Source organism: Streptomyces pimonensis, from assembly GCF_041380215.1.
Lineage (GTDB): Bacteria > Actinomycetota > Actinomycetes > Streptomycetales > Streptomycetaceae > Streptomyces > Streptomyces pimonensis.
This window is the reverse complement of sequence record NZ_JAHWZY010000038.1, coordinates 1-13721: the sequence shown is the minus strand read 5'-3', so window position 1 is coordinate 13721 and position 13721 is coordinate 1. Positions and strand designations below refer to the sequence as shown.

Here is a 13721-nt window from a genome sequence, read left to right as displayed (position 1 = left end):
TATCCGTGTTACTCTGGATAGCCACGGAAGGGGTACCTGTCACATGACGTTCAAGGTTGGCGACACCGTGGTCTATCCCCATCACGGGGCCGCGCTGATCGAGGCTATCGAAACTCGCCAGATCAAAGGCGTGGACAAGACCTACTTGGTGCTGAAGGTCGCCCAGGGTGACCTGACGGTACGTGTGCCAGCGGACAATGCGGAGTTCGTCGGCGTACGTGATGTGGTCGGTCAGGACGGGCTGGACCGGGTCTTCGAGGTGCTGCGCGCCCCGTATGCCGAGGAGCCCACGAACTGGTCCCGTCGTTACAAGGCGAACCTGGAGAAGCTCGCCTCGGGCGATGTCATCAAGGTCGCGGAAGTCGTGCGTGACCTGTGGCGTCGTGAGCGGGAGCGCGGACTCTCCGCCGGTGAGAAGCGCATGCTCGCCAAGGCGCGTCAGATCCTGGTCAGCGAGCTCGCCCTCGCGGAGAACACCAACGAGGACAAGGCCGAGGCCCTGCTCGACGAGGTCCTCGCCTCCTGAGATTCCCGAGCCGCCGCTCACGGTCGCAGCTCGCTCTCAGCACTCAGCACATGAAATGCCGCGGTGCCCGATGACGTCATGGACGTCGCCGGGCGCTGCGGCATGTTCGTACCCGGACGCCTCGCTCACGGTGCACTTGCGCCGTGCCGGGGAATGTGTCATGACTCACGTCCCCACCCCTGGCGTACCGGGCCCGGGCGGTCGACTCGACCAGAATCACGGAAGGGGCTGGTCAAGGCGGAACGCCCGGCGCTTTCCCCGCTCCGGGAGCCGGGGGCACGCCCAGGCCATACCCACGTAGGCCGAGCACACAAACCTGACAGGAACCGATGTCTGCCGATCCGCTTCACCCGCCGTCGCCGAACCCCGCATCCGGCCGTACGACCGCCCGCACGGCGGCCGTGATCCCGGCCGCCGGCCGCGGTGTACGCCTCGGTCCGGGCGCCCCCAAGGCGCTCCGCGCACTGGGCGGCACGCCCATGCTCGTCCACGCCGTCCGCGCGATGGCCGACTCCCGCGCCGTCTCCCTGGTCGTCGTCGTGGCCCCGCCGGACGGCGCCCTTGAGGTCAAGTCGCTGCTCGACGCGCACGCGCTGCCCGAGCGCACCGACTTCGTCGTGGTCCCCGGCGGCGGGAGCCGCCAGGAGTCCGTGAAACTCGGCCTGGACGCGCTGCCGCCCGGCTACGACATCGTCCTGGTGCACGACGCGGCCCGCCCGCTCGTCCCCGTGGACACCGTCGACGCCGTCATCGAGGCCGTACGCGGCGGAGCGCCCGCCGTCGTGCCCGCGCTGCCGCTCGCCGACACCGTCAAGCAGGTCGAGCCCGCCGCCGCCCCGGGCGATCCGGAACCCGTGGTCGCCACCCCGGACCGGTCGCTGCTGCGGGCGGTGCAGACCCCGCAGGGTTTCGACCGGGTCACCCTCGTACGCGCGCACGAGACGGTGCGGGACGACGTCACCGACGACGCGAGCATGGTCGAACAGCTCGGCCTCACCGTCGTCACCGTCCCCGGACACGAGGAGGCCTTCAAGGTCACCCGCCCCCTCGACCTGGTCCTCGCCGAGGCGGTCCTGGCCCGCAGGAGGCACAACGATGGCTTCTGAGGCGTACCCCCTGCCCCAGGTCGGCGTCGGCACCGACATCCACGCCTTCGAGGACGGCCGCGAACTGTGGTGCGCCGGCCTGAAGTGGGAGGGCGAGGGCCCCGGCCTCGCCGGCCACTCCGACGCGGACGTCGTCGCCCACGCCGCCTGCAACGCCCTCTTCTCCGCCGCCGGCCTCGGCGACCTGGGACAGCACTTCGGCACCGGACGCCCCGAGTGGTCGGGCGCCTCCGGCGTCACCCTGCTGACGGAGGCCGCGCGCATCGTCCGGGAGTCCGGCTTCCGCGTCGGCAACATCGCGGTACAGGTGGTCGGTCCCCGCCCGAAGATCGGCAAGCGCAGGGAGGAGGCCCAGAAGCTCCTCTCGGAGGCGGCGGGCGCCCCCGTCTCGGTCTCCGGCGCCACGACCGACGGCCTGGGCTTCCCGGGCAGGGGAGAGGGCCTGATGGCGGTGGCGACGGCGCTCGTCGTACGGGAGGGGTGAGCGGTCCCGCCCCGCCCGAAGGGGCGCGGGGCCGTGCCGGCGTGCGGCTCGGCCGCGCGGGCGCGACCGGCCCGCAGGTGACGGACGACCGCGTCCGCCGTGACGAACGTCGCCGAAACAGCGAGCCGCACCGCGCACGGTCCCGCGCCCACTACCCTGGTGTCGTGACTATTCGCCTGTACGACACCAGCGCCCGGCAGATCCGTGACTTCACCCCGCTCCAGCCGGGTTGCGTCTCGATCTACCTGTGTGGTGCCACCGTGCAGGCGGCACCCCACATCGGGCACATCCGCTCGGGCCTGAACTTCGACATCATGCGCCGCTGGTTCGAGTACCGCGGCCTGGAGGTGACGTTCGTCCGCAACGTCACCGACATCGACGACAAGATCATCGCCAAGTCCGCCGAACAGGGCCGCCCCTGGTGGTCCATCGGCTACGACAACGAGCGCGCCTTCACCGACGGCTACCGCGCCCTCGGCTGCCTGCCCCCGACCTACGAGCCGCGCGCCACCGGCCACATCACCGAGATGGTCGAGATGATGCGCGGCCTCATCGAGCGCGGGCACGCCTACGAGGCCGACGGCAACGTGTACTTCGCCGTCGCCTCGTTCCCCGAGTACCTGAGGCTGTCCAACCAGGAGCTCGACAACCTGCTCCAGCCGTCCGGCGAAGGCGAGACCGGCAAGCGGGACCCGCGCGACTTCGCGATGTGGAAGGCGGCCAAGCCCGGCGAGCCGAGCTGGGAGACGCCGTGGGGCCGCGGGCGTCCCGGCTGGCACCTGGAGTGCTCGGCGATGGCGCACAAGTACCTCGGCGGCGCCTTCGACATCCACGGCGGCGGTCTCGACCTGATCTTCCCGCACCACGAGAACGAGATCGCCCAGGCCAAGGCCTACGGGGACGAGTTCGCCCGGTACTGGGTGCACAACGCCTGGGTCACCATGAGCGGCGAGAAGATGTCGAAGTCGCTCGGCAACTCGGTGCTGGTCAGCGAGATGGTCAAGCGCTGGCGGCCCATCGTGCTGCGCTACTACCTCGGCACCCCGCACTACCGGTCGATGATCGAGTACAGCGAGGAGGCCCTGCGCGAGGCGGAGTCCGCGTTCGCGCGGATCGAGGGCTTCGTGCAGCGCGTGGTGGAGAAGGCCGGGGGCGTCGTCGAACCCACCGCCGAGGTGCCGTCCGCGTTCGCCGAGGCGATGGACGACGACCTGGGCGTCCCGCAGGCGCTCGCCGTCCTGCACACCACCGTCCGGCAGGGCAACAGCGCGCTGGCCGCCGACGACAAGGAGGAGGCCGTCGCGTGCCTCGCCGAGGTCCGCGCCATGCTCGGCGTGCTCGGCCTCGACCCGCTGGACCCGCACTGGGGCGGCGAGAGCGACCGCGGCGAGGACCTCCACGGCGTGGTCGACACCCTCGTCCGCATGGTCCTCGACCAGCGCGAGGCCGCCCGCGCCCGCAAGGACTGGCCCACCGCGGACGCCATCCGCGACCAGCTCAACCAGTCCGGCCTGGTGATCGAGGACGGTCCGCAGGGGCCGCGCTGGAGCCTCGGCCCGCGCTGAGGGACGGGCCCTGTCGACCCCGGCGCCTGAAGATCGACTGTGCCGTCCGGGCCTCCGGACGGCACACTTCATAGACGGACCGGCGACAGGCGGACCGGCACACCTCACAGACGTACGCACACACGCACCACCCACGACTTCATGGAGACGGATACCTCATGGCCGCGAACAACCGCCGCATGTCCGGCAAGAAGGGCGCGCAGGTCGGCAGTGGCGGCCAGCGGCGCCGGGGCCTGGAAGGCAAGGGCCCCACGCCGCCCGCCGAGATGCGCAAGGGCCACGCCAAGCAGCGCCTCGCCCAGGCGAAGGCGCGCCGTGCCACGGGCCGCACCCCGCAGCGGCGCGGCGGGGGCCGCTCGACCTCCGAACTCGTCGTCGGCCGCAACCCGGTCGTCGAGGCGCTCCGTGAGGGCGTGCCCGCGTCCACGCTGTACGTCCAGCAGTTCATCGACAACGACGAGCGGGTGCGCGAGGCGCTCCGGCTCGCGGCCGAGCGCGGCGGGATCAACCTCATGGAGGCCCCCCGCCCCGAACTCGACCGCATGACCAACGGCCTGAACCACCAGGGCCTGGTCCTCCAGGTCCCGCCGTACGAGTACGCGCACCCCGAGGACCTCGTCGCGAACGCCCACGACGAGGGGCAGGACCCGCTGATCGTCGCCCTCGACGGGGTCACCGACCCGCGCAACCTCGGCGCCGTCGTCCGGTCCGTCTCCGCGTTCGGCGGCCACGGCGTCGTCGTGCCCGAGCGGCGCGCCGCCGGGATGACCGCCGGCGCCTGGAAGACGTCCGCCGGCACGGCCGCCCGTACGCCCGTCGCCCGCGCCACCAACCTGACGCGCGCGCTGGAGGCGTACAAGAAGGCCGGCATCACGGTCGTCGGCCTGGCCGCCGACGGGGAGGCCGAACTCGGCGACCTGGACGCGCTGAGCGGGCCGGTCGTCATCGTCGTCGGCAGCGAGGGCAAGGGACTCTCCCGACTGGTCGGCGAGACCTGCGACCTCCGCGTGCGGATCCCCATGCCGGGCGGCGCGGAGTCCCTCAACGCCGGTGTGGCGGCGGGGGTCGTGCTGTACGAGGCGGCGCGCCGGCGGGGCTGATCCCGGGGCCGGGTGGCCGGCGCAGCCGCGCGGCGTGCGGATCCCCATGCCGGGCGGCGCGGAGTCCCTCAACGCCGGTGTGACGGCGGGGGTCGTGCTGTACGAGGCGGCGCGCCGGCGGGGCTGAACGGGTGTTCGGTGGGATCACCCGCACGGGGTGTTCCAGGCGGTCCGGGCAGGCTTGACGCGGTCCGGACACTTCCGGCGGGTCAAGGCAGTGTCCTAACGCCGTGTCACTCGGTTAGATGAGTGTGGACACCAGAACACCCCGCACACCCACGGGGGACCGCTCGTCGGGACTCGACGACGCTCCCGCGCTGAGCATGGTGAAGGTGCCGAGCGATCCGGCGCAGGTCATCGTCAATCACGCCAGCTTCCGCGTGCAGTTGGGCGCCTCGGCGCGGCGCGCCCCGTCGCCGCGGATCGCACGGCACGTCGGCGCCGCCGAGGACACCGCCCGCATCCCCGTCGTCACCACCGTGGGCACGCCCGGCCAGACCGGCGCCCGCCGTCGGCCCGTCGTCTGGAGCGGCCGTTCCGCGCCCGACGACACCGGCGCCCACCGACTGCTCCAGGCCGTACGGCACGAAGGCGTCCGCCACGCCGACGAGCCGCTCACCGACGCCGGGGCCACCCGGGTCGTCCCACGCATCGGCGCCGGGTACGACTACGCCGACGCCCCGGACACCCAGCCCCTCGAAACCCCGTTCGTCGGCGCCCAGCGCCGCCCCGCCGGCGGGCCCCTGCTGCCTCCGATGCGCACGGTCGGCAGCGCCTACGACGAACCCGCCTACGCCGACGAACCCGCCTACGCCGACGAGTCCGAGGACACCGGCCGGCACGCCAGGCGGCACGGCGACGACCCGGCCCGGCACGCCTACTACCCCGGGCGCCGGATGAACCTCGGCGTCGTCCTGCTGCCGTTGCGCCTCTTCCTCGGCGGCATCTCCGTCTACGCCGGAATGAGCAAGCTGTGCGACCCCCTCTACTTCGAGGGCGGAAAGCGCGGCTCCATGGTCAAGTGGCTGCACACCCTGCATCCCTGGGAAGTCGCCGAGCCACTGCGCCAGTTCGCCCTCGAGCACCCCGTCGGTTCCGGGCTGGCCATCGCCTTCGCACAGATCGTGGTCGGCGTCCTGACCGCCCTCGGCTGCTGGCAGCGCCTGGCCGCCGTCGTCGGGGCGACGCTCTCGGCGGCACTGCTGGTCACCGTCAGCTGGAAGAGCGTCCCCGCCTACGAGGCCCCCGACATCATCTACCTCGCCGCCTGGTCACCGCTGATCATCGCGGGCGCCCCCGTCTACTCCGTCGACGGCCGCCTCGCGGCCGGGGCCTGGCGTCGGCTCGGCCCCCGCGCCGACCTCTGGGACCTGCGCCGGTACGTGCTGCGCCGCGGCGCCCTGATCACCTTCGTGGTCTGCGGACTCAGCATGCTCGTCGGCTCACTGCTCGGCGGCGCCGTACGGGACGCCGACCGCGTGGTCGTCCCCGGGCCCGGCGAGGCCCCGCGCAACGAGCTTCCCGGCTCCCCGCTGCCGGAGGAGCCCGGCGAGCGCCAGGAGGAGAAGCGGACCCCCTCCGCCTCCACCTCGCCCACCCGGGAAGCCCCTCCGGAGGCGGCGAGCCCGTCCGCCGGTGCCACCACCCCCGGTGCGACCCAGAGCGCCGGCACGACCACCGGCGCGCCCAGCCAGACCCAGGGCAGCGCAGGCCAGGCCCCGCCCCAGCAGTCCTCCCCGGTCGGCCAGGCACCGAGCACCAGCTCCGGCCCGACCTCGGGCGGCACCGACGCCTCCGGCGGCAGCGGCACACCGAGCGGCGGCAGCGGCGGCTCCTCCGGAAGGCCCGGGCTGGTGGGCGGTCTCCTGGGATAGGACGGCCACCCGCGTACGGCAGGGGGTCCCGCACGGACGACGTGCGGGACCCCCTTGCCGTCGGGCGGCGGCTACGGCCGGCCGTCACGCCCCGCCGGCCGCGCCGACGCGGCGCGATCCGGTCGCCGTCCGGAGAACGTCAGCGGCCCTGTGCCGCCAGCTCCTTGGCCGCCTCGGTCAGGTCCTTCGCGGTGTCGATCGCGCGCCAGTAGGAACCCTGGGGGATCGGGAAACCGGCCAGACGCTGTTCGCGCGCGAGACGCGGGAACGTGGTGCGCTCGTGGTCGCCGCGCTCCGGGAGCAGGTCGGCGAACTCGGGGGAGAAGACGTACACACCCGCGTTGATCTCGAAGGTCGACGGCGGGGCCTCGATGAAGTCGGTGATGTGGCCGAAGCCGTCCGTGCGCACCGCGCCCCACGGGATGCGCGGGCGGGCCAGGGCGAGGGTCGCGACGGCGTCCCGCTCGGTGTGGAAGTCGGCCATGTCGCGCAGCGAGAAACGGGTCCAGATGTCGCCGTTGGTGGCGTACCAGGGCCGGTCCGGGTGCGGGAGGCGGGCGGCGGCGTACTTCAGGCCGCCGCCGCGGCCGAGGGGCTCCGTCTCGACGACGGTCGTGACGGAGAGGGGAAGGTCGGCGGTGTCCAGCCACTTCTGCAGGACCTCGGCGAGGTGACCGCAGGAGACCACCACGTCCGTCACGCCCTCCTCGGCGAGCCAGGAGAGCTGGTGGCCGATGATCGGGGTTCCCGTGCCGGGGATCTCGACCATCGGTTTGGGGCGGTCGTCGGTGTACGGACGAAGCCGGGACCCCTGGCCTCCGGCCAGGACTACGGCTTGTACGGGGCGGGCGACGGCACGCGGATCGGTCATGCCCGCACTTTACGCGGCGCTTGCGGGGGGCCCGGGGCGGGTGCGGGCCCGGGGGGTGGGGCGTGCGGTCCGGCGCGTGACGGAGCGCCCCGCGCTGCTGTGCGCCGGAGGTGTTCGCGCGGTCCGGCGCCTGTGGGGCGCCTCCCCCACGCTCGGCTTCTCCCCTCCCTGCTTCGCACGAGCGGGGGAGACTCCCATGAGCGGGAGGCACCCCCGTCGCCCCGGGGGCACTTCCCAGTTCCTTGAGGCGCTGGGAGGCGCGACTGCCCGCGGGGAGCGGTGACCAGCGGGCGTCAGCTGTTGGCCGTGGTGACGCCTGAGGCGAAGGAGGTGTCGCAGACCGGGCGGGCGTAGGACTGGGCCTTGGTGGGGCCGTAGACGCGGACCGCCGCCTTGCCGAGGGCGCGGGCGATGGACGCGCAGTGCTTCGCCAGCGACGGGCGGTCGTTCACGGCCTGCTGGAGGTGGGTGAGTGCCACGCCCGGGTTCTCCTCCTGCAGTTCGACCAGCAGCCTGTCCCGCAGCACGTGCTGCGGCGCCGGGGCGTCGGCGCGGGAGGACGCGCCGGAGGCGACCGTGAGCACGGGGCTCGAAGGGGTCCCCGACCAGTTGACCTGCGCGACCGCGAGCGTCCCGGAGAACACCAGGACGACGGGCAGGACGAAGGCGAGGGAACGGCCGATCCGGTGGGCGGGGCCCTGGCCGCGACGCGTCTGACGGTTAGTGGAGTGCTTCACGCGAGTGAGGGTAGCGCGCGGTATCGGAAAGAAAACATTCCGTCACCGTTACGGGGGACGCGGAATCTGAAACTCAGGGTGGCGTGTTGACGTACACCGCTCGAAATGACCGGTCTGCCGGGGTATTTACCGGCAGTGCGAAGGGCCCCGCAGTGAACTGCGGGGCCCTTCCGCGCGACAACGTCAGTCGGACAGGCGCGCACCGGTCGACGTCGAGAACACGTGGGTCTCGCCCGCGCGCGGCACGACGTGCAGCACGCTGCCCTTCCCCGGGACGTCACGGCCGCCGACGCGGACGACGATGTCCCTGGACTCGCCGCCGACCTGCGCGGTGCCGTAGACGAAGGCGTCGGAGCCCAGCTCCTCGACGACGTTGACGGTGACGGCGACACCCTGGCCGGAGTCGGTGCCGGCCACGTCGAAGTGCTCGGGGCGGACGCCCACGGTGACGGTCTTGTCGCTGGTCGCGGAGAGCGCGTCACGCTGCACCGGCACCACCGAGTTGCCGAACTTCACACCGCCGTCGGTGACCGGGACCTCGACCAGGTTCATGGCGGGGGAGCCGATGAAGCCGGCGACGAAGAGGTTCGCGGGCTTGTCGTACATGTTGCGCGGGGTGTCGACCTGCTGGAGCAGACCGTCCTTGAGCACCGCGACGCGGTCGCCCATGGTGAGGGCCTCGACCTGGTCGTGGGTGACGTAGACGGTGGTGATGCCGAGCCGGCGCTGCAGCGAAGCGATCTGCGTACGGGTGGACACACGGAGCTTGGCGTCCAGGTTGGACAGCGGCTCGTCCATGAGGAACACCTGCGGCTCACGCACGATGGCGCGGCCCATCGCGACACGCTGGCGCTGACCGCCGGAGAGCGCCTTCGGCTTGCGGTCCAGGTACTCGGTGAGGTCGAGGATCTTCGCGGCCTCCTCGACCTTCTGCCGTATCTCCGCCTTGTTGACGCCGGCGATCTTGAGCGCGAAGCCCATGTTGTCGGCGACCGTCATGTGCGGGTAGAGCGCGTAGTTCTGGAACACCATGGCGATGTCCCGGTCCTTCGGCGGCAGGTGCGTGACGTCGCGGTCGCCGATGCGGATGGCGCCGCCGTTGACGTCCTCGAGCCCCGCGAGCATGCGGAGCGAGGTGGACTTGCCGCAACCGGACGGACCGACCAGGACGAGGAACTCGCCGTCCGCGATGTCGATCTCCAGGGCGTCGACGGCGGGCTTGGTGGAGCCGGGGTAGATCCGGGTCGCCTTGTCGAACGTGACAGTGGCCATGGTGAATGGTCCCCTTCTACCGGCAGGAACGTGCCGGACGATCCGAGTAGGAAGGTGATGCCACGACGGGTGCTCCGTTGTGGTGTGGTCCACATGGGTGAACTGGCACAGGACGGTACCGGGCGTTCACCTGGTTGTCAGTAGTTCCAGGGCTGTGAATTTCGTGGAAACTTTCGGCCGCCTGGATGACGGCCCGGTTGCGCGGGGATCACCGGCCGGCCCGTGAGGGGTCACCGCCCGGCCGCGTACCGGTCCGCCAGCACCCTCACCGCCGCCGCGACCGCCTCCCGCAGCCCCGCCGGGCCGAGCACCTCCGCCTCGACGCCGAGCCGCAGCAGATCACCGGTCGCGACCGCCTCCGACTCGACGGCCAGCTCCACCTCCACCCAGCCCCGCCCGTCCGCCGGCCCCGCGTCCGCGAGCGCCCGCGCCCCCGCCGCCCCGAACTGCATCGGCAGCAGCTTCTGTCCGCGCGGTGAGAGCCGCAGCCGGGCCGTGCCCTGCCGCATCGCCCCCTCCAACCGCCGGGAGGACTCCGTCCAGTACGCGGCCAGGTCGAAGCCCGCGGGCCGGGTGAACTCCTCGCCGGTCTCCGCCACCGCCCGGAACCGCGACACCCGGTAGGTGCGCACCGCGTCCTCCGCCAGCGCCGCCAGGTACCAGATGCCGCCCTTCAGCACGAGTCCCAGCGGACGCACCTCCCGGTGCACCTCGCCGCGCCAGCGCAGGTAGTGGATCCGGAGCACCCTGCGCTCCCACACCGCCCGCGCGATCGGCTCCAGGTACGGCACGGGGTCGGCGTCCCGGAACCAGGCCGGCGCGTCCAGATGGAACCGTTCGCGCACCCGCCGTGCCCGCTCCGCCGGCTCGCCCGGCAGGGCGGCCTCCACCTTCAGCTGGGCGCTCGCCAGTACGGCGCCGAGACCCAGGTCCCTGGCCGGTCCCGGCAGTCCCGCGAGGACCAGCGAGCCGGCTTCCGCGTCCGTCAGCCCGGTGAGCCGCGTGCGGTAACCCTCCATCAGGCGGTAGCCGCCCTCCGGCCCGCGCTCGGCCCGCACCGGTATCCCGGAGGCACCGAGCGCCTCGATGTCCCGGTACACGGTGCGCACCGACACCTCCAGCTCGGCCGCCAGTTCGCGGGCGGTCGTCCGGCCGCGGTTCTGCAGCAGCAGGAGCAGGGAGAGAAGCCGGTCCGCGCGCACGGGATCCATTGTCCCGCCGTACCTGACAGAAGGTGTCAGGTACGGCGGGAAGAGTGGGGGCACACCGTCGTCGACCCCGGAAGGGAACACCCATGCCCACCGTCAGGACCACCGGCCACTTCACCTCCGCCGACTGGAAGGAGGGCGCCGTCGCCGGCGAGGACGGCCTCCCCCGGCTGGCGAACGCCACGGTCACCAACGCCTTCTCGGGCGGCATCGAGGCCGAGGCCACCACCTGCGACTACGCGATCACCTACCTGACCGGCGGAACCGGCGCCTTCGCCGGCATGGAGCTCGTCCTCGGCCGGGTCGACGGCCGCGCCGGCGCCTTCGTCCTGGAGGAGCGCGGCCGTTTCGAGGACGACGGCACCGTCCACTGCACCTTCGAGGTCGTCGAGGGCTCGGGCACCGAGGAGCTGACCGGTCTGCGCGGCACGGGCGGGTTCACCTACCGGCAGGGGGAGACGAAGGTGGCGTACACCTTCGAGTACGGTCTGGAGTGAACGGGTGGGGTGACCCCCCACAAGTGCGTGGCCCGGCGAAACCGGCTCTGTGTACAGTGGACCAGCCTTCGCGCGCGCCGCGCGGTGCCTCCTTAGCTCAGTTGGCCAGAGCAACGCACTTGTAATGCGTAGGTCGTCGGTTCGAATCCGACAGGGGGCTCCGAGAAACCCCAGGTCAGTTAGTCGCTGACCTGGGGTTTTCTGTTGCTCGGGGCATGGCGAGTCACACGGCCGTGGTGCCGTGAGGTGGCTTGCGTGAGCGATGCGTGAGCGGAGCGGTCCGGTGCCCTGCTTCTTGGGCTTCTTCCGCTTGCCCTTCTTCTTGGCCCTGGCCTCGGCTGTCGCCTTGGCCGCCGTCTTCTTGGCGGCCTTGCGCGCCTCCTCGGATGGCGCGAGCCGCCGAAGCCCTGAAGAACGGCGAGGAGTTCACGCTCCCCCTCTCTGCCGGCCCGTACAAGTTCGTCTGGCATGCCCGTCCGGTGCGCTTCGTGCCGGTGGTCGGCGGAAGCCCTCTGCCCCACCTCGCGGAGGAGGAGCCGGAATGGGACTGAAGCCCACCGAGCTGTGGAGCCGGTTCGAATGGCAAGGCGGGAGCTGCTTCAGGTGCGAGCGGATCGGACTTCCCGTGACGGAGATCGGCGATATCACCGTGGCAGGCGAGACCTTCGCCCTCCAAGCCTGCCAGTGGTGCATGTTCAGGCTCGAGCAGCTCCACTACACGATGAGTGAGCGAGCTGTACGCCGGCAGCGCCCCCGGACACCCGCACCGTCTCGCCCCATCACCCAGTGGCCCACCAGCGCGCCACTCGACAGACCGCCCGCCCATGTCGCGTAGCTGGGCAGCCGCGCCATGAGCGGGCCCTCGCCCCCCGTCCCTGCCGTTCGAAGTGGAGGCTCCCCCCAAGACCTCAGAAGGACAGGTCGCGGCAGGGACGGGGCCGCCCCCGACCAGGAGAAGAGAGGTGCCTTGGCGACCGAGGAACAGGAACCACAGGAACTGGACGACGACGAGCTGTTCGACCTCATCGGCGCGGTACGCGCCGGGATCGGCGTCGCCAAGGATGAAGGGCTTCCCTCAGCCGCCCGCCAGGTCGGCACGGACGTTGCGGAGGATGCCGCAGCCAAGCTCGCGGACCTCAAGCGCCAGGGGCAGACGTAGACCGCGCGCACACCTAGACCCCCGTCGGCAGGCACCAATCCGCATATCTCCCCGTGCCTGCCGGCGAGCCCATTGCGCCACCCGACGAGAAGTGAGGGACTGATGAGCGTCATCGCGCCCCCCGCCCGAACCCATGGAGCCACAAGCCCGCTCCGCAGCCGTCCGGCCGTTCGCCGCTTCCTCGAAGGCCCGCCGCTCGACCCCGCCGACCTGTCGATGGTCTTACTAGTCACCGAGGAGGAGGCGGACCGCCCCATGCCGCCCCTCACGGTCGCGCAGCTTCCAGCAGTGATGCGTAAGGCCAAGCAGCTCGGGATTCGCTCCGTCAAGGTCTTCGCCGAGTCCACCCAGCGCGACGCCGCCGGGGAGTTCTCGGTCGCACCGGATGCTCTGATGGCGCGAGCCGTGCGAGCGGCGAAGGACGCGGAACCCGAGATCGCCGTCATGACGGAGACCTGCCTCTGTTCGTACACCGACACTGGCTTCTGCTACGTCACCGACAGGCAGGGACGCCCGGACATCGTCGCCACCATCGACGTGACGTCCCGGCAGGCCGTCACCCACGCGGCGGCGGGAGCCGACATCGTGGGCCCGGCCTCCATGGTCGTCGGGACCACTGGTCGATGATCCTGCTCATGACCCGCCGCCTCGCCCGGCCACACCCGCAGCGAGCGTGAACCGGCCCGGCTGCCGCTCGGCCAGCCAGCCCCGCGCGACCAGGCGTTTCGCCTTCGACCGCAGTGCCTCCACCCGTGCCGGTACCGTGTCCAGACCGAACAACACGGCCAACTCCTGGCAGGTCAACGGACCTTGATGGAGCCGGTCCCGGTCCGCGAGCCGCGGTGAGGATGCGCTGATAGTCCACCGACAGCACCGACCAGGCCAGCCCCTCACGCCACACCGGAACCTGCGACCTCGCCGCCTGCCGGGACGTCGAGCCCGCGACCGGGCCGGAGACGACCTCCTCGACAGCGATGCTGCCGCCGTCCGGAGCCAGGACCGTGCCCACTCGCCTGCGGGCGATCGCCCACTCCTGCCATTCCTCCTCGGCAGCGGCCAGCTCGGCCTGGATGCGATCGGCTTCCTCACGCAACCCCTCGACACGACGACGAGTAGCGAGCTCGTGCTCTTCCAGCAGGCCGACCCCCGACGGCATCCGCGACCTCCCGGGGAGCGACGACACGGCACGCCATCACTCCCATTGAATCACCGACCCTATGCCTGACCAGCGAAAACATCGCCCTCAGATTCGGAACGACGACAGCTTCTTAGGGTCATTTCTTCACATACAGCACCTGGTGGAGGAGAGGCAGGTCGACGCC

The 13721-nt window shown here is 71.8% G+C and carries 14 protein-coding genes, 1 tRNA gene and 2 pseudogenes; 12 read left to right on the top strand and 5 right to left on the bottom strand.

Annotated elements, in window-relative coordinates; genetic code table 11:
- The first annotated feature begins 43 nt into the window (after positions 1-43).
- The 7 genes and pseudogenes from KYY02_RS27870 to KYY02_RS27840 all read left to right on the top strand — a co-directional run bounded on the left by KYY02_RS27870 (position 44) and on the right by KYY02_RS27840 (position 6655).
- Positions 44-526 (top strand): CarD family transcriptional regulator, encoded by a 483-nt coding sequence (locus tag KYY02_RS27870; RefSeq protein WP_003953493.1) that lies wholly within the window; start codon positions 44-46, stop codon positions 524-526.
- Between the two features lie 329 nt (positions 527-855).
- A complete protein-coding gene (gene ispD / locus KYY02_RS27865; protein WP_371242627.1) occupies positions 856-1632 on the top strand; it encodes a 2-C-methyl-D-erythritol 4-phosphate cytidylyltransferase in 777 nt (258 codons plus the stop codon).
- On the top strand, positions 1622-2116 hold the full coding sequence (gene ispF, locus KYY02_RS27860; protein ID WP_371242625.1) for a 2-C-methyl-D-erythritol 2,4-cyclodiphosphate synthase: 495 nt from the start codon (positions 1622-1624) through the stop codon (positions 2114-2116). Before ispD ends, ispF begins: the two co-directional genes overlap by 11 nt.
- A gap of 164 nt (positions 2117-2280) precedes the next feature.
- Entirely contained in the window at positions 2281-3681 is a 1401-nt protein-coding gene (gene cysS / locus KYY02_RS27855) for a cysteine--tRNA ligase (protein ID WP_371242623.1), read from the top strand.
- Between the two features lie 158 nt (positions 3682-3839).
- Positions 3840-4781 (top strand): 23S rRNA (guanosine(2251)-2'-O)-methyltransferase RlmB, encoded by a 942-nt coding sequence (gene rlmB, locus KYY02_RS27850; protein ID WP_371242621.1) that lies wholly within the window; start codon positions 3840-3842, stop codon positions 4779-4781.
- A 34-nt stretch (positions 4782-4815) separates the two neighbouring features.
- Positions 4816-4908 (top strand): annotated as a pseudogene (locus tag KYY02_RS27845) (tRNA (guanine-N2)-dimethyltransferase); the annotation flags it as partial.
- A 118-nt stretch (positions 4909-5026) separates the two neighbouring features.
- Complete coding sequence (locus KYY02_RS27840) at positions 5027-6655, top strand: DoxX family protein (RefSeq protein WP_371242619.1); 1629 nt, start codon at positions 5027-5029, stop codon at positions 6653-6655.
- Between the two features lie 139 nt (positions 6656-6794).
- On the opposite strand, the gene KYY02_RS27835 is transcribed toward KYY02_RS27840, so the two are convergent.
- From KYY02_RS27835 to KYY02_RS27820, 4 genes are all read right to left on the bottom strand, one after another.
- Positions 6795-7526 carry a nucleotidyltransferase family protein gene (locus KYY02_RS27835; protein WP_371242617.1) on the bottom strand — a complete coding sequence of 244 codons (732 nt, stop codon included), beginning with the start codon at positions 7524-7526 and terminating at the stop codon, positions 6795-6797.
- Between the two features lie 293 nt (positions 7527-7819).
- Positions 7820-8263: a hypothetical protein gene (locus KYY02_RS27830; protein ID WP_371242616.1), complete on the bottom strand. Its 444-nt coding sequence runs from the start codon at positions 8261-8263 to the stop codon at positions 7820-7822.
- A 183-nt stretch (positions 8264-8446) separates the two neighbouring features.
- Complete coding sequence (locus KYY02_RS27825; RefSeq protein WP_371242614.1) at positions 8447-9535, bottom strand: ABC transporter ATP-binding protein; 1089 nt, start codon at positions 9533-9535, stop codon at positions 8447-8449.
- Between the two features lie 230 nt (positions 9536-9765).
- Positions 9766-10737 carry a helix-turn-helix transcriptional regulator gene (locus tag KYY02_RS27820; RefSeq protein ID WP_503167878.1) on the bottom strand — a complete coding sequence of 324 codons (972 nt, stop codon included), beginning with the start codon at positions 10735-10737 and terminating at the stop codon, positions 9766-9768.
- Between the two features lie 92 nt (positions 10738-10829).
- Here KYY02_RS27820 and KYY02_RS27815 point away from each other — a divergent pair, with 92 nt between their 5' ends.
- The 5 genes from KYY02_RS27815 to KYY02_RS27795 all read left to right on the top strand — a co-directional run bounded on the left by KYY02_RS27815 (position 10830) and on the right by KYY02_RS27795 (position 13026).
- Entirely contained in the window at positions 10830-11240 is a 411-nt protein-coding gene (locus KYY02_RS27815) for a DUF3224 domain-containing protein (protein WP_371242610.1), read from the top strand.
- Between the two features lie 86 nt (positions 11241-11326).
- Positions 11327-11400: transfer RNA gene (locus KYY02_RS27810), tRNA-Thr, on the top strand.
- A 226-nt stretch (positions 11401-11626) separates the two neighbouring features.
- On the top strand, positions 11627-11791 hold the full coding sequence (locus KYY02_RS27805; RefSeq protein WP_371242608.1) for a hypothetical protein: 165 nt from the start codon (positions 11627-11629) through the stop codon (positions 11789-11791).
- A gap of 416 nt (positions 11792-12207) precedes the next feature.
- A complete protein-coding gene (locus KYY02_RS27800; RefSeq protein ID WP_371242606.1) occupies positions 12208-12399 on the top strand; it encodes a hypothetical protein in 192 nt (63 codons plus the stop codon).
- A 102-nt stretch (positions 12400-12501) separates the two neighbouring features.
- Positions 12502-13026, top strand: coding sequence for a porphobilinogen synthase (locus tag KYY02_RS27795; protein ID WP_371242604.1), 525 nt, complete (start codon positions 12502-12504; stop codon positions 13024-13026).
- 6 nt (positions 13027-13032) lie between these two features.
- Here KYY02_RS27795 and KYY02_RS27790 read toward each other — a convergent pair.
- A pseudogene (locus KYY02_RS27790) lies at positions 13033-13555 on the bottom strand (hypothetical protein).
- Between the last annotated feature and the right edge of the window lie 166 nt (positions 13556-13721).